The organism is Streptomyces sp. NPDC047525, assembly GCF_040643025.1.
Taxonomy (GTDB): Bacteria; Actinomycetota; Actinomycetes; order Streptomycetales; family Streptomycetaceae; genus Streptomyces; species Streptomyces durmitorensis.
Map to the genome: position 1 here is coordinate 455848 of NZ_JBEYTL010000005.1, position 15139 is coordinate 470986.

Annotated in this window: 12 protein-coding genes and 1 tRNA gene; 5 read left to right on the forward strand and 8 right to left on the reverse strand. The window is 71.6% G+C overall.

Annotated elements, in window-relative coordinates; genetic code table 11:
* Positions 1-13 precede the first annotated feature (13 nt).
* The 4 genes from ABZ833_RS17545 to ABZ833_RS17560 all read left to right on the forward strand — a co-directional run bounded on the left by ABZ833_RS17545 (position 14) and on the right by ABZ833_RS17560 (position 3820).
* A complete protein-coding gene (locus ABZ833_RS17545; RefSeq protein WP_249593001.1) occupies positions 14-1222 on the forward strand; it encodes a betaine/proline/choline family ABC transporter ATP-binding protein in 1209 nt (402 codons plus the stop codon).
* A gap of 5 nt (positions 1223-1227) precedes the next feature.
* Positions 1228-2136: an ABC transporter permease gene (locus ABZ833_RS17550; RefSeq protein ID WP_361047537.1), complete on the forward strand. Its 909-nt coding sequence runs from the start codon at positions 1228-1230 to the stop codon at positions 2134-2136.
* A complete protein-coding gene (locus tag ABZ833_RS17555) occupies positions 2133-3104 on the forward strand; it encodes a glycine betaine ABC transporter substrate-binding protein (RefSeq protein WP_361047218.1) in 972 nt (323 codons plus the stop codon). The genes ABZ833_RS17550 and ABZ833_RS17555 overlap by 4 nt, the downstream gene beginning before the upstream one ends.
* A gap of 116 nt (positions 3105-3220) precedes the next feature.
* Positions 3221-3820 (forward strand): helix-turn-helix domain-containing protein, encoded by a 600-nt coding sequence (locus ABZ833_RS17560; protein WP_361047221.1) that lies wholly within the window; start codon positions 3221-3223, stop codon positions 3818-3820.
* A gap of 145 nt (positions 3821-3965) precedes the next feature.
* On the opposite strand, the gene ABZ833_RS17565 is transcribed toward ABZ833_RS17560, so the two are convergent.
* The 4 genes from ABZ833_RS17565 to ABZ833_RS17580 all read right to left on the reverse strand — a co-directional run bounded on the left by ABZ833_RS17565 (position 3966) and on the right by ABZ833_RS17580 (position 9229).
* Positions 3966-4772 (reverse strand): S16 family serine protease, encoded by an 807-nt coding sequence (locus ABZ833_RS17565; protein ID WP_361047224.1) that lies wholly within the window; start codon positions 4770-4772, stop codon positions 3966-3968.
* A 111-nt stretch (positions 4773-4883) separates the two neighbouring features.
* A complete protein-coding gene (locus tag ABZ833_RS17570; protein ID WP_361047227.1) occupies positions 4884-5525 on the reverse strand; it encodes a helix-turn-helix domain-containing protein in 642 nt (213 codons plus the stop codon).
* A gap of 325 nt (positions 5526-5850) precedes the next feature.
* On the reverse strand, positions 5851-7647 hold the full coding sequence (locus tag ABZ833_RS17575; protein ID WP_361047230.1) for a DEAD/DEAH box helicase: 1797 nt from the start codon (positions 7645-7647) through the stop codon (positions 5851-5853).
* A 112-nt stretch (positions 7648-7759) separates the two neighbouring features.
* Complete coding sequence (locus ABZ833_RS17580) at positions 7760-9229, reverse strand: MFS transporter (RefSeq protein WP_361047233.1); 1470 nt, start codon at positions 9227-9229, stop codon at positions 7760-7762.
* Positions 9230-9415: 186 nt separating this feature from the next.
* Here ABZ833_RS17580 and ABZ833_RS17585 point away from each other — a divergent pair.
* Positions 9416-9487: transfer RNA gene (locus ABZ833_RS17585), tRNA-Cys, on the forward strand.
* A 92-nt stretch (positions 9488-9579) separates the two neighbouring features.
* On the opposite strand, the gene ABZ833_RS17590 is transcribed toward ABZ833_RS17585, so the two are convergent.
* Genes ABZ833_RS17590 through ABZ833_RS17605 form a run of 4 tightly spaced genes read right to left on the reverse strand, consistent with a single transcriptional unit; the run spans position 9580 to position 14970 of the window.
* Positions 9580-10104: an AAA family ATPase gene (locus tag ABZ833_RS17590; protein WP_283779169.1), complete on the reverse strand. Its 525-nt coding sequence runs from the start codon at positions 10102-10104 to the stop codon at positions 9580-9582.
* An 11-nt stretch (positions 10105-10115) separates the two neighbouring features.
* Positions 10116-12428 carry a molybdopterin cofactor-binding domain-containing protein gene (locus ABZ833_RS17595; protein WP_361047236.1) on the reverse strand — a complete coding sequence of 771 codons (2313 nt, stop codon included), beginning with the start codon at positions 12426-12428 and terminating at the stop codon, positions 10116-10118.
* Positions 12425-14071 carry a 2Fe-2S iron-sulfur cluster-binding protein gene (locus ABZ833_RS17600; RefSeq protein ID WP_361047239.1) on the reverse strand — a complete coding sequence of 549 codons (1647 nt, stop codon included), beginning with the start codon at positions 14069-14071 and terminating at the stop codon, positions 12425-12427. Before ABZ833_RS17600 ends, ABZ833_RS17595 begins: the two co-directional genes overlap by 4 nt.
* Positions 14068-14970 carry an FAD binding domain-containing protein gene (locus ABZ833_RS17605; RefSeq protein WP_361047242.1) on the reverse strand — a complete coding sequence of 301 codons (903 nt, stop codon included), beginning with the start codon at positions 14968-14970 and terminating at the stop codon, positions 14068-14070. Before ABZ833_RS17605 ends, ABZ833_RS17600 begins: the two co-directional genes overlap by 4 nt.
* Between the last annotated feature and the right edge of the window lie 169 nt (positions 14971-15139).

Genomic DNA, 15139 nt, shown 5'->3' on the forward strand with positions numbered 1-15139 from the left:
CACGGGCGCGACGATCGAGCTGGAGAACCTCACCAAGCGGTACGCGGGCAGCAACGACCCCGCGGTGGACGCCGTCAACATGGAGATCAAGGCGGGCGAGATCGTGATCCTCGTCGGCCCGTCGGGCTGCGGCAAGTCGACCACGCTGAAGATGATCAACCGGCTCATCGAGCCGACCAGCGGCCGCATCCGCATCGGCGGCGAGGACGTCACCGACATGGACCCGGTGAAGCTGCGCCGCAAGATCGGCTACGCGATCCAGTCGTCCGGGCTCTTCCCGCACATGACGGTCGCGCAGAACATCGCGCTCGTGCCGAAGATGATCGGCTGGGGGAAGTCGAAGATCAAGAACCGGGTCGAGGAGATGCTCGACCTCGTCGGGCTCGACCCGGCCGAGTTCCACGGCCGCTATCCGCGCCAGCTCTCCGGCGGTCAGCAGCAACGCGTGGGCGTGGCAAGGGCGTTGGCGGCCGACCCGCCCGTCCTCCTGATGGACGAGCCGTTCGGCGCGGTCGACCCGATCACCCGCGACCATCTCCAGGACGAGCTGATCCGGCTCCAGCACGAGCTGCACAAGACGATCGTCTTCGTCACGCACGACTTCGACGAGGCCATCAAGCTGGGCGACCGCATCGCGGTGCTGCGGGAGCGCTCGCACATCGCGCAGTTCGACACCCCCGAGGCCATCCTCACCAACCCCGCAGACGACTTCGTCTCCGGTTTCGTGGGAGCGGGCGCGGCCCTGAAGCGGCTCAACCTCACCCGCGTACGCGACGTGGAGATCGCCGACTTCGCGACGGTGACCGTCGACGACCCGCTCCAGGACATCTTCGACAAGCTGCGCTCCAGCGGCACGAACGAACTGCTGCTCCTCGACAAACGCCGCCGCCCCTACAAGTGGCTGCGGCGCGGCGACCTGATGCGCGCCAAGGGTTCGCTGGCCCGCGCGGGCACCCTCGTGCACGACACGGTCACCCGCGACGCCACCCTGCGCGACGCGCTCGAAGCGGTCCTCACGGACAACGCGGGGCGCGTCGCGGTCACCGGGCGGCGCGGCGAGTTCACCGGCGTCGTGGACATGGAGACGCTGATGAACTCCGTGCACGAGATGCTGGAGGCCGACCGGCTCGACGCCGTGGAGCACCAGCACGAACTCCAGGAGCAGCGCGCCCTGTTGACCCACCACGAGCAGGAGGGCGACGGAGGGGCGGCGAAGGCGTGAGCGGCATCCCCGGGAGCAACCCCCGGATCCCCGACCACAAGCCGTCGCCCGACGACGGACCCGGCCCCAGGCCGGACGGCGAGCACGACGTCAAGGGCCATCACTTCCGTGACACGGGCGAGGCCGAGCCGGAGTCCCCGCCCTCGGCGGCGGAAACGGTGGCCACCGGCCGGGCGCGGCGGATCGGCTGGCAGAAGCTGACCATCCTGCCCGCGTTCCTCGCGCTCATCCTGCTGCTGACCTGGTGGTGGTTCGAGCAGGCCGACCTGGACGCGATCTCGAAGAACGCCCTGGCGGACGGCAATGTGTGGCTCAGGCTCCGCCAGCACATCCAGCTGACGGCGATCTCCACCTTCTTCGTGCTGATCATCGCGATCCCGCTGGGCATCCTGCTGACCCGCAAGAAGCTCCGCAAGGGCGCGCCGGTGGCAATGGCCCTGGCCAACATCGGCCAGGCGACACCGGCGATCGGTCTCCTCGCACTCCTGGTGATCTGGATCGGCATCGGCGAGAAGGCGGCCCTGATCGGCATCATCATCTACGCCGTCCTGCCGGTCCTCTCCAACACGATCGCGGGCCTGAACGCCAACGACCCGACCCTCCTGGAGGCGGCGAGAGGCATCGGCATGTCGACGTGGGGAGTCCTCGGCAAGGTCGAACTCCCGCTGGCCGTACCGCTGATCCTCGCGGGCGTGCGCACCGCGCTCGTCCTGAACGTCGGCACGGCGACGCTCGCCACCTTCGGCGGTGGCGGCGGGCTCGGCGACCTCATCACCACCGGGATCACCAACCAGCGCATGCCGGTGCTCATGCTCGGCTCGATCCTGACGATCGCGCTCGCGCTGCTTGTGGACTGGCTGGCATCACTTGCCGAACTGGTCCTTCGTCCGCGCGGGTTGGAGGTCGGGTCATGAGGGTGACGTTGCGTACGGCGGCCGTCGGTGTCGTGGGCGGGGCCCTGCTGGTGAGCTGCGGGCTCACCAGCGGCAGCCCGATGGTGGACGACGTCAAGCCGGGCACGATCGGCAAGGGGCTCCCCCTGAAGGGCGCCGATCTCACGGTCACGTCCAAGGAGTTCACCGAGCAGCTGATCCTCGGCGCGATCATGGGCATCGCCTTCGAGGCGGCCGGCGCGGACGTCCTTGACCGGACGGGCATCCAGGGCTCGATCGGCGCCCGCGAGGCCGTCAAGGGCGGTGACGCGGATGCCATGTACGAGTACACGGGCACCGCCTGGATCACGTACCTCGGCAACTCCGATCCCATCGACGACCCGCAGAAGCAGTGGCAGGCGGTGAAGGACGCGGACAAGAAGAACGGCGTCACCTGGCTGCCGCCCGCCGAGCTCAACAACACCTACGCGCTTGCCATCAACCAGAAGAACGAGGCCAAGTACAAGCCGAAGACCCTCTCGGACGTGGCGGCCCTGTCGAAGAAGGACCCGAAGGCGGTCACGCTGTGCGTGGAGAGCGAGTTCTCCTCGCGCGAGGACGGTCTGCCGGGCATGCAGAAGGAGTACGGGATGAAGATCCCCAACTCCAACATCACCAAGATGGACACCGGGATCATCTACACCCAGGTCTCCAAGGGGTCGTGCACGTTCGGCGAGGTCTTCACCACCGACGGCCGCATCAAGGCGATGAACCTGTCGGTGATGGAGGACGACAAGCACTTCTTCCCCAACTACAACGCCGCGCCGGAGATCAACAGCAAGGCCCTTGAGGAGTTCCCGGAGATGGCGGAGGTCCTGGAGCCCATCACGAAGAAGCTGAACAACACGGTGGCCCAGGAGCTCAACTCCAAGGTGGACGTGCAGGGTCAGGATCCGCATGAGGTGGCGCTGGACTGGATGGTGCAGGAGGGGTTCGTGAAGGAGGGGTAGTCCGCTCCGGGTGGTCCACTCCGGGTGGTCCGCCCCCTTCGGACCTCCGAAAGTTGCAAAGACTCCGTTGCAGAGAAAGCGTTGCAACGGAGTCTTTGCATGTCTACGCTGAAGCCATGACGGACGGCACGACAGAGCCCGAGGCCCGGAAAGTCCACACCCTCACCCCCCGCTCGCTGCGAGGAATCGCGCATCCGCTGCGCATGCAGTTGCTCATCGCGCTGCGCCGGGACGGCCCCGCGACCGCCTCCCAACTGGCGGACCGGCTGGGGGAGTCCAGCGGCGCGACCAGCTATCACCTGCGCCAGCTGGCGGCGCACGGCTTCGTCGAGGACGCCCCCGAGCGGGGCAAGGGCCGCGAGCGGTGGTGGCAGTCGGCGCACCAGGGGACGCGGCTCGACGAGACGCTCATGAACGACCCGGACCCGACGGTGCGCGGCGCGGTCAGCGTCTATCTCCACGAGGTCGCGACGTTCCACGCCGCGGAGGTCTCCACCTGGATCGGCACGCAGCACGACTGGCCCAAGGAGTGGTCGGACAGCTCGGACCTCAGCGACTACACCCTGCGCCTGACGCCCGAGCTCACCGCCGAACTGGGCGGCAAGATCAATGAACTCATCGAGAGCTACCGCCCGTTGGCGGTCGACCAGGACACTCCGGGCTCCGCCAAGGTGCGCCTGCACACCCACGTCTTCCCGACGCACTACACCGAGTGAAAGGCCTCAGCCATGCACTCCGACGTACACCTGCTCCTGCACCACGCCCGAGCCGCCGAGCTGCACGAGGCGCCCGCACGTCCCCCGTACCCCCGCCTGCGCACTCAACTCGGCTGGACCATGGTGGAGTTAGGGCTGCGCCTGGTCAGCAGCTCGGAACCTTCCCGCCCCGCTCCAGGGAACGCAACGCGTCGACCGTGCCCTTCAGTGTCGTGACCGGGATCAGCCGCAGGCCCTTCGGCAGCTCCGCCTGAGCGTCCGAGCACTCGGCCTTGGGGACCAGGAACACGCTCGCGCCGTCGCGCTTGGCGGCCTGCGTCTTCATCGAGACACCGCCGACCGGGCCGACCTTGCCGTCGGCGGTGATCGTGCCGGTGCCCGCGATGTTCCGGCCGCCCGTCAGGTCCCCTCCGCTGCCGTTGCCGTCGAGCAGGTCGACGATGCCGAGCGAGAGGAAGAGGCCCGCGCTGGGGCCTCCGATCTTGCCGAGGTCGACCTTGACCTTCACCTTGTCCGTGCCGTCCACGCCGTTGTCGTCGAGGTAGGCGAGGGCGGACTGCGTGGCCGTGTCCTGCGACTTCTTCATGTCGCCGAGGTTGTGCTTCTCGACTTCCTTCACGTTGTCGCCGGTGGGGTACACCGAGTCCTTGGGCATCACGGAGCGGTCCGTGCGGAACCAGCCGTCCACCACGTCGCTCAGGCTCACGTCCATGTCGGGCCCCGTGGCCACGATCGTCGTCATCCGCAGCTGCCCGCTCGTCTCGCGGGTGGGCGCACCGCTGATCGTGATGACCCGCTTGCCCTCGCTCTCGCCGAGTACGTTCGCCGTCGACCCCGGCTGGGCCACGGCGAACGGCAGCGGCGCAAGGGCCGTGACGGCGAGCAGGGCGACCACGGGGACGGCACAGACGGCGAGGGCCTTGGGGCGCGTGAGGCTGGAGAGGGAGAACACGGGATCAATCTAACGTGCGAGGGAGTGGATCAGCCCGTCCGGCGTTTGAGGACGAACTCGGCGGAGCCGGTGATCTACGGCGCCCAGGAGAAGCGGCTCGCCCGCGCGGCCTCAGCGCAACGCATCGGCGACCTCGCGGGCCGCGTCCACCACCCGTGGCCCCACCCGCTCCGGCACCGAGTCCGACAGCATGACGACGCCGACGCTCCCCTCTATCCCGGTCACGCCGACCAGTGGCGCCGCGGCCCCGCTCGCGCCGGCCTCCAGCTCGCCGTGCGTCAGCGCGTAGCCGGGGTCGGTGGCGAGCCCCTGCCGGGCGGCGAGTATCGCGCGGCCCGCGGCGCCCCGGTCCAGGGGGTGCCGGAAGCCGGTGCGGTAGGCCACGTGGTAATCCGTCCAGGTCGGCTCGACGACGGCGACGGCGAGTGCCTCGGCGCCGTCGACCAGCGTCAGGTGCGCCGTCGCGCCTATGTCCTCGGCGAGGGAGCGGAGAGCGGGCAGCGCGGCCTCGCGCACCAGCGGATGCACCTGGCGGCCGAGGCGGAGCACCCCGAGGCCGACCCTGGCCCGGCCGCCCAGGTCACGGCGGACCAGGGCATGCTGCTCAAGGGTGGCGAGCAGGCGGTACACCACGGTGCGGTTCACACCGAGCTTGTTCGAGAGCTCGGTGACGGTGAGCCCGTGGTCGGTGTCGGCCAACAGCTTGAGGACACGCAGTCCTCGGTCGAGCGTCTGGGAAGTCTCCGCGGTCACGACGCCCACTCCTTAGGTGAGGGTCGACGGCCCCTTTACGCGGCGGTTGCGTCGCCGGTCCCGTGGGCGACGCGCGTCAGAGGCCGCCGGTCGGAACTCCGGCTGCGCTCCGCGGCGGCGCTGCCACGGGGCGTGTACGTTGCGGGGACAGTAGCGAGGCCGTCCCGCTCAGCGGAAGACTCCGTCCAGAATCCGGGCACGAGACCGGTTGTTAGGGGCGCAATGCCCCATACGCGGGGCACGTCGGCAGGGGTGTGCACGACTCCCGCACACGGCATCCGTACTTGGAACCCACCCCTCCTCCCCCGCCCGGAGAGGACCCGCCCTACTTCATGCGGGTGGCCCACTCCCCGACCTTCGCGATCCGCTGCCGCAGCTGCCCGGCGGTGGCCTCCGCGCTCGGCGGACCGCCGCACGTGCGCCGCAGCTCGGTGTGGATCACTCCGTGCGGCTTCCCGCTCTGATGGGAGTACGCGCCGACCATCGTGTTGAGCTGCTTGCGCAGTTCGAGCATCTCCTTGTGGGAGACCACGGGCCGCCGCTCGGCGGGGAGTTCGAGAAGGTCCGCCTCCTCGTCGGGCCGCTTCTTGCTGTGCGCGATCTGCCGGGCCTGCCGCTTCTGGAGCAGCATCTGCACCTGGTCGGGTTCGAGGAGACCGGGGATGCCGAGATAGTCCTGCTCCTCCTCGCTCCCCGGGTGGGCCTGCATGCCGAACTCGGCGCCGTCGAAGAGCACCCGGTCGAAGACGGCGTCGGACTCAAGGGCCTCGAAGGAGAACTGCTCCTGCTCGCCGGTGTCCTCGTCCTCCTCCTTGTTCGCCTCGTCCATCTCCGCCTCGGACTCGGCGTAGGGGTCCTCTTCCCCCTCCTTCTTCGGCTTGTCGAGCACGTGGTCGCGCTCGACCTCCATCTCGTTGGCGTGGCCGAGGAGGTCGGGGACGGTGGGCAGGAAGACCGACGCGGTCTCGCCGCGCCGCCGGGACCGCACGAAACGGCCGACGGCCTGCGCGAAGAAGAGCGGGGTGGAAATGGTGGTCGCGTACACGCCCACCGCGAGGCGCGGCACGTCGACACCCTCGGACACCATGCGGACCGCGACCATCCACCGGTCGTTGCTCACGGTGAAGTCGTCGATCCGCTTCGAGGCACCCGTGTCGTCGGAGAGGACGACCGTGGCCTTCTCCCCGGTGAGCTCGCGGATCAGCTTGGCGTACGAGCGGGCGGAGTCCTGGTCGGACGCGATGACGAGGCCACCGGCGTCCGGGATGGCCTTCCTGACCTCCGTGAGGCGCTGGTCGGCGGCCTTCAGGACGTTCGGCATCCACTCGCCGCGCGCGTCGAGCGCGGTGCGCCAGGCCTGCGAGATGGCGTCCTTGGTCATCGGCTCGCCGAGCTTGGCCGCGATCTCGTCACCGGCCTTGGTCCGCCACCGCATGTTGCCGGAGTAGGAGAGGAAGATGACGGGACGGACGACGCCGTCGCCGAGCGCGCTCCCGTATCCGTACGTGTAGTCGGCGGCCGACCGCCGGATGCCGTCGTTCCCCTCCTCGTACGCGACGAAGGGGATCGGGTTGGTGTCGGACCGGAAGGGCGTACCGGTGAGCGCGAGCCGCCGTGTCGCGGGCTCGAAGGCTTCGAGGCAGGCCTCGCCCCACGACTTCGAGTCACCGGCGTGGTGGATCTCGTCGAGGATCACCAGGGTCTTGCGCTGCTCGACGCGGTTGCGGTGCAGCATGGGCCGCACGCCGACACCGGCGTACGTGATGGCGACGCCCTGGTACTCCTTGCTGAGCGGCCCCGCGCTGTACTCCGGGTCCAGCTTGATCCCTATGCGGGCCGCGGCCTCCGCCCACTGCTTCTTCAGGTGCTCGGTCGGCGCGACGACCGTCACCTGCTGCACGACATGGTGGTGCAGCAGCCAGGAGGCGAGCGTCAGCGCGAACGTCGTCTTGCCGGCGCCGGGTGTCGCGACGGCGAGGAAGTCACGTGGCTGCTCCTGGAGGTACCGCTCCATCGCGCCCTGCTGCCAGGCACGCAGCTTGTTGGCGGTGCCCCAGGGGGCGCGGCCGGGGAAGGCGGGAGAGAGGTGGTGGGAGGCGGAGTTGGCGGCGGTGGTAGTCACGGTCTCCGGTTTTTTTGCAGCTCGGGTACGTACGACAACCGGGCCACCCTACCGGTGATGTGTTGACGCGCGGCTGATGACAATGCGGGGTCCGGGGCGGGTGCGACGGGTGTCACACGGCGCCTGGGTCCGTGCGTTCCTTCAGGCGCGTCCCCACCCACGCCCCCACCAGGGCGACCGCCGCCATCGGCAGGAACACGGCGACGAAGGCCCCCGGATGTGAGCCGCCCGCCCCGCCCGCGCCGTGTGTCGCGCCCACCATCCCGCCGCCGAGCGCGGCGAAGGCGGCGCCGCCGACGGCCAGGAGCAGGGCGTTGGAGAGGCCGTCGGAGATCTGCAGGGCCGCGGAGTTCGAGCCCGCGTCCTTCGGGGGCGAAAGGCGCAGGAGCAGCACGCTCGTGGACGCGATGACCATGCCCATGCCGAAGCAGCCGAAGGCCCAGGCGACGGCGACGATCCACACCGGCACGGCGTGGATCAGGACGCTGGGCGCCGCGGCGATGGCGGCGGCGACGAGCACCATGCCGACCAGCATCAGCTTGCTGCGGTGGGGCTCCATGCGGGGCCGCGACTGTACGTAGGAACCGAGCGCCCAGGTAGCACCGCCCACGGCGAGCGAGAGCCCCGCCATGGTCGGGGTGAGTCCGCGCTCGGCGACCAGCATCAGCGGCACGAAGGACTCGGCGGCGATGAACGATCCCGCGGCGATGCCCCGGAGCAGGACGACGGAGGGCAGGCCCCGGACGGCCCGGTAGGTGCCGCGCGGCAGCAGACCGAGGACCGCGGGCACCAGCACGACCGCGCCAAGGACGGCGGGCAGCAGCGAGAGCCAGCGCAGGTCCTGCCCCGCGTACTGGAGAAGTCCCGCCCCCAGCGAGATCCCGAGCGCGAGCCGGATGCGGCGGCGGTCGAAGGCCTCGACGGGCGCCGAGGGGTCGACGGGCCCGGAGGCCGTGCGCCGTATCGCGGGCAGCGCGAGGGCGAGCGGCGCGAGAACCAGGACGGGGATCCCGACGAAGACCCACCGCCACCCCAGGTGCTCGGTGACGGTCCCGGAGACCAGCGGCCCCACCACGGACGGCACGACCCAGCTGGCCGCGAACGCCGCGAGGATGGACGGCCGCAGGTGCTCCGGGTAGGCCCGGCTGACGACCACGTACAGCGCGACGATGACGAGACCGCCGCCGAGCCCCTGCACGGCACGGCCGAGGATGAACATCCACATGGCCCCCGCGGTCCCGGAGAGCAGCAGCCCCGCCGCGAAGGCCGCGATCCCGGTGGCCAGCGGCCCGAGCGGCCCGCGCCGGTCGGCCCACTGCCCGGAGAGCACCATGCCGAAGAGGCTGGTCGTGAAGTACGCGGAGAAGGCGAAGGCGTAGAGGGAGACGCCGTCCAGCTCACGGGCGGCCACCGGCATCGCGGTCCCGACGGCGGTCGCCTCGAAGGCGATGAGCAGGACCACGGAGACGATGCCGAGGCTGAGCGCGCGATAGGGCGGGCGCAGCACTCCGCCCTGGAGCTCGGACGGCGGGAGTATCGGGGCGGCTGCGACGTCGGTGTCGCGGGGTTCCAGGGCGCTCATGACGGCCAGCGTAAGGGGCGTGGCGGGCTGTGACCCCTGTCCGGAGGTGGGAGACGGCTGGTCCCTTGGTCGTACGACCGCTCCCGCCGGTTCATGAACGGGGCATGGCAGTCCTGTTGCGGCCGGGCCCCATCCCTTGAGGGGCCGGTTCCGGGCGCCTAGGTTCAAGGGGTCGAGTTCAAGCTCGGCCGTGTGCCCGAGTGGCTTAGGGGCTGGCCTGCAAAGCCAGTAACGCGGGTTCGATTCCCGCCACGGCCTCGGCGATCGAGGGGTGGTCCCGTCCGGGGCCGCCCCTCGATGCGTTGCCCTCGGCGCGTTGCCCTCGGCGTGTGGCCCTCAGCGGCCGTCGGCTAGACCCGCGCCTCGTCGAGCCCCGCGAGAATCGCGTCCACCGTCTCCTCGACCGTCAGGTCGGAGCTGTCCAGCCAGAGCCCGATCCTCGGGGTCGTGGACCTCAGCCCCGTGTCCAGGTCCTCCACGGTCCACGCCCCGTAGCCGGTCTTACCCCGCCCGGCCTCCCTGGCAGCGACCGCGTCCGGCCTCGGGGCGAGCACGACGACGTGCACGGGTCGCGTACGCAGCAGATCCACGTACGTCTTCAACTCCTCGCCCAGGATGACGTCCTGGACCACCGCGACGAAGCCCGCGGCGGCGTACGCGTCGGCCGTGGACGCCGACAGGCCGTACCGCAGCCGGAGTTGGGCCGCTGCCTCGTCCGAGGCCCCGGGCTCGTACTCCTGGCCGCCCGACACGATCATCCGGCGGAAGACGTCGCCCCGCACATGCGCCGCGCGCGGCAGCCGCTCGGCGAGGGCCTGCGCCACCGTGGACTTGCCCGAGGCCATGATGCCGGTGATGACGACGACCCCGCTCAGGGCCTGCGCCGTCACGTCGCCACCGCCGCCTGCGGGCGGATCGGCAGCCTGTTGACCGGCCGCCCGGTGGCCGCACGCACCGCGGAGGCCACCGCCGCCGGAGTCGTCACGACCGGCACCGCGCTCGCCGCCTTCGCACCGAAGGGCGCCACCACGTCCCGCTCCTCGACCAGCTTCACGATGCGGATGTCGGGGGTGTCCAGGGCGGTCGGGAGCGCATAACCCGTGAGGTCCGGGTGGCGGACCAGGCCGCGCGGCGTGCGGAGGTTCTCCGTCAGCGCCGCGCCGACTCCCTGCGTGACGCCCGCCTCGATGCGCACCTTCAGCTGGGTCGGGTTCAGGATGCGGCCCACGTCCTGGGCGACCGCGAGCTCCACGACCCGTACCGAACCGATCTCGATGTCCACGTCCACGACCGCGCGGATCGCGCAGAACGCCATGCCCACGAAGGCATCGCCCTGGCCCGCCTCGTCCAGGGGCTCGGTCGGGTGCGGGCGGCACTGGGCCGTGGCCCAGAGCTCCTTGCCGTCCATCGCCTCGGTGACGGTCGTGCTCAGCACCCCGTCGTACGAGGTGATCTTGCCGTCGGTGATCTGGAGCAGCTCCGTGGACATCCCGAACTTGTGGGCCAGGGGCTGGAGAAGCTGCGTGCGGACCATCTTCGCCGCGCGCTCCACCGCGCCGCCCGACACCCACGTGTGGCGGCCGTGGCAGCTCGGTCCCGCAGGGGGCTGGTCCGTGTCCACAGGAGCCACCCGGACGTCGTCGATGCCGAGGGTCTCCTGGACGATCTGGCGGGCGAGCGTGGAGAAGCCCTGGCCCGTCTCGACCGCCGCGCAGATCACCGTCGCGACGCCGTCGTGCACCTTCACCGTGGCCGTGGAGACCTCGTCCGTGCCTTCGGCGCCCAGGAGTTGGACCATGCCGAGGCCGTAGCCGACGCCCCGGCGCACCGCTGCGGGTTCACCCGCACCCTCGGGGCCGCCGGGCAGCAGCCACTCGTCCTCGGGGGTGTCCTTGGGCAGCTCGGGCAGCGGGAAGTCCCGTACGGCGGCGAGGAGTTCGGCCACCGGGGCCGGGCAGGTCACCGTCTGCCCCGTGGGCAGGATGTCGCCCGTGGCCATCGCGTTGCGCAGCCGAAGCTCCGCCGGGTCGATGCCCAACTTCTTCGCGATCTTGTCCATTTGGGCTTCGTACGCCGCGCACACCTGCATGGCACCCTCGCCCCGGACATGTCCGGACGGCGGGTTGTTGGTGCGGACCGCCCAGCCCTCGATGAAGGCGTTCGGGACGACGTAGGGACCGCAGGCGAAGGAGACGGCCGCGGCGAGCGCGTCCGACGAGGTGTCCGCGTAGGCGCCCGCGTCGAGCAGGACCTGCGCCTCCACCTTCACCAACTTGCCCTCGGCGTCCGCGTGATGGCGGTAGCGAAGGAGCGTCGGGTGGCGGTGGGCGTGGCCGAGGAAGGACTCCTCGCGGGTCGCCGTCAGCTTCACCGGGCAGCCGGTGGTCAGGGCGAGCAGGCCGAGCGGCAGGTGGAAGCTGGCGTCCTCGCGGTCGGCGGTCGCGCCGGGGACGCCGGTCACGACGACCTTCACGATCTCCGGGTCGATGCCGTAGCAGGACGCGGCCATGTCGCGGTCGGTGTGCGGGTCGGTGGAGGCGATGTACAGCTCCACTCCCCCGTCGGGACGCGGCACCGCGAGCCCCGCCTCCGCGCCGATCGGCGCCGGGTCCTGGCGGCCGATGCGGTACAGGCCCTCGACGACGAGCTCGCCCGCCGCCTCCGGGTCGCCGTGCCGCAGCGGGATGTGCCGGATCAAGTTGCCGTCGGGGTGCAGGGGTTCGGCCGCGAAGGCCTTCTCCGGGTCGGTGACCGGCTCCATGACCTCGTACTCGACGAAGATGGCCGCGGCGGCCATCCGCGCCGTGTCGGGGTGGTCGGCGGCCACGGCGGCGATGGGCTCGCCGTGGTGGCGTACGACATCGGAGGCGAAGACCGGGCGGTCCGCGGTCTTACGCCCGTGCAGTGCCTCGCCCGGCACGTCCTCGTGCGTGACGACGGACCGCACGCCCGGCATCTCGCGCGCCTGGGACGTGTCGATCGAGAGGATGCGCGCGTGCGCGTGCGGCGAGCGCAGGACGGCCGCCCAGAGCAGCCCCTCCGCCCACAGGTCGGACGCGTAGGGGAAGGTGCCCTCCGTCTTGGCGCGGGCCTCGGCGGACGGCAGCGACGTGCCGATGCCGTGCGGCAGCGGCTCCGGGCCCGGCTGCGGCTCCACTGCGGTCGCGGTGTTCGTGCTCCCCGCGGCTTCGTTGCTCACGCCTGGCCTCCGTCCTGGCCGTACGGTCCTTCGTACGTTCCGTCCTGCGCCGTCGGGTTGACTCCTCCGGCGCCGGGCCCCGCCTGGTGCGGAATGCGCGGCTCGCCCGGCTGGTCACCCTGGGCCACCGGCTCGGCCGCGGCCGCGGACGCCTCGCGCTCGGCGACCACTTCCTGCACGGCGTCGAGCACGCCGCGGTAGCCGGAGCAGCGGCACAGATTGCCGCACAGGGCGCGGCGGGTCTCCAGGTCGGACGGGGCGGGGTTGCCTTCGAGCAGGTCGTGCAGGGTCATCGCCATGCCCGGTACGCAGAAGCCGCACTGGACAGCACCGCAGGCGGCGAGCGCCCGCTGCACGTCGGAGGGTCTGCCGTCGACGGCGAGGCCCTCGACGGTGCGCACCTCGCTTCCGGCGGCGGTGGCCGCGGGCACCAGGCAGGAGGCGACGAGCCGGCCGTCGACCTGGACGTTGCAGGCACCGCACTCGCCCTGCGAGCAGCCGTCCTTGGCGCCCGCGAGGCCGAGGCGCTCGCGCAGGACGTAGAGGAGGGACTCGCCGATCCAGGCGTCGGTGACGGGGCGGTCGGCGCCGTTGACGCGCAGGACGTAGGAGCAGAGGGGGTGTTCGTCGGAGAGGGCGGTGGCGCCGGCGGCGGGCTCGGGGTCGGGGTCGGGGTCGGTTTCGCCGTCGGCCTCGGCTTCGGGCTCGGCCTCCGCATCGGCTTCGACGCCCGCCTCGGCGCCTGCCTCGACGTCTGCTTCAACGCCTGCCTCGGCGTCCGCTTCGACCTCGACCTCGACCTCTGCCTCGACCTCGGCTTCGGCTTCGGGCTCCGGCCCGGGCTCCGGTTCTGCGGGTGCCTCGGGGGCCACGGGCGTCACGGGCTCTTCGGGCACCACGTGCATCTCAGGAGCGACCGGCGGCTCGGGGACGAACGCCTCCGGAGGCACGACGTGCTCATGATGCTGCGGCTCGACGTGCTGCTGCGGATGCGGATACTGATGCGGCTCGGCGTACGCCTGCTGCGCGGGCTCCGACCACGGCGCGCCCGCGCCCGCACCACCGGTCGCCCACGGAGCCGCGGCGCCGCCCGGCAGCGTCGCGGGCGGCGTACCGCCACCCCACTGCGCGGCGAGCGACGACGTGGTGAACTCGCCCGACTCGTCCGGAAGATCACCATTGGCCACGGGAATCGACCACTGCCCCGTGACATCGGCGGGGGCAGGGGCGGCGGGCGCGTGGCCCTCCGCCTCGTGGAAGCTCCACTGCCCGGTGGCCCGGGGGTCGTACGCGTGCTCCTGACCCCCATGGGCCTCCGGGGCCCCATGGGCCTCCTGGGCCGACGGCTCGTGCACGCCGCCCGCGTCGGGCCACTGCACGTTCTGGACGCCGGTGCCCATGCCGGTCACCTCGGGCGGCATGGCCCAGACGCCCGTGGCCGCCGGGTCCGTGGCATCGGCCGTCGTCGGGGTGACCGTTATCTGCGGCGGCACGTAACCGTGGCCGGGCGCGGCGAGGGGCGAGTGGTCGAAGGAGTCGAGGGCGCCTTCCGGCAGCTGCACGAAGGCCGTGGCGTCCGAGTCGTACTCGCCCTGCGGATGCGGCTGCCAGCCGCCGTTGTTGTTGTTCTGGTCGTCGCTCACGACAGCGCCCTCCCCAGTGCTCGTCGGGCCAGCGCGGCGACGGTGCGCCGCAGGTGCAGTACGGCGGGCGACAGCGGCTGCGGGGAGCCGTCCTGCGCCGGAGGCTGGTCGGGGATGCACGCGGCGGCGACGTACTCGCCGAAGGCGGTGAGCGCCTCCGGCACGATCGTCCGCCCGCCGTCCCAGTCGATCAGCGAGGCGACCCACTGCTCGGCCTCCAGGGGCCGCAGCGGCATCGGCGCGACGGCACCGACCGCGCAGCGCACACCGCGCCGCGCCGGGTCGAGGACGAGCGCGACGGAGGCAAGGGCGCGGCCGGGGCCCGTGCGCCCTGTCGCCTTCAGGAAGACCTGCGGGGCGTGCAGGAGCGGCAGCCGTACGAAGCCGATGAGCTCGCCGGGGCGGAGCATGTCCATCCCCGCGAGCAGGTGCGAGACGGGGACCTCGCGGCGTGCGCCGCCGGGGCCCGCGATGATGAGGACGGCTTCGAGGGCGGCCAGGACGGGCAGGGTGTCACCGGTCGGTCCGGCCGTGGCGATGTTGCCGCCGAGGGTGCCCGCGTTGCGGATCTGCGGGGGTCCCGCGGCGCGCGCGGCCGCGGCGAGCGCGGGGATCAGGGCGGCGAAGTCGGGCCGCCCGACGCGTGCGTGGGTGAGGCCCGCGCCGAGCAGCGCGTGACCGTCCTGGTACTGCCAGCCGCGGATCTCGCTGATGCGGCCGAGGCCGACGAGCGCGGCGGGGCGCAGGAGACCCGCGTTGACCGAGGCCATGAGGTCGGTGCCGCCGGCTACGGGCACGGCGGCGGGCATCGCGGCGAGTGCCTCCACGGCCTCGTCCAACGTCCCAGGCAGCTTCGCCGTCTGCGCGGTCTGCGCCGCCTGCGGTGCGTGCGTGGTCAAAACCGGCTGCCCCTTCCCGATGCCCGGCGGCTTTCTCGCCGTTCTCACCGTTACGCCTGTTCCGCCGTACGGTACGTGCTCACAGCCCGGACGTGGCAACTCTGGCACATCTTCCCCGGCCCCCGGCGCGGGGGTCCGCTAGGAGCCATTCGTCCCCAGACCTGGGGGA

What these genes read in the sequence shown, in the direction of transcription:
- ABZ833_RS17555 (WP_361047218.1), top strand. Translation starts at nt 2,133, where the DNA reads ATGAGGGTGACGTTGCGTACGGCGGCCGTCGGTGTCGTGGGCGGGGCC.
- ABZ833_RS17580 (WP_361047233.1), bottom strand. Translation starts at nt 9,229, where the DNA reads ATGAGCGCCCTGGAACCCCGCGACACCGACGTCGCAGCCGCCCCGATA.
- ABZ833_RS17560 (WP_361047221.1), top strand. Translation starts at nt 3,221, where the DNA reads ATGACGGACGGCACGACAGAGCCCGAGGCCCGGAAAGTCCACACCCTC.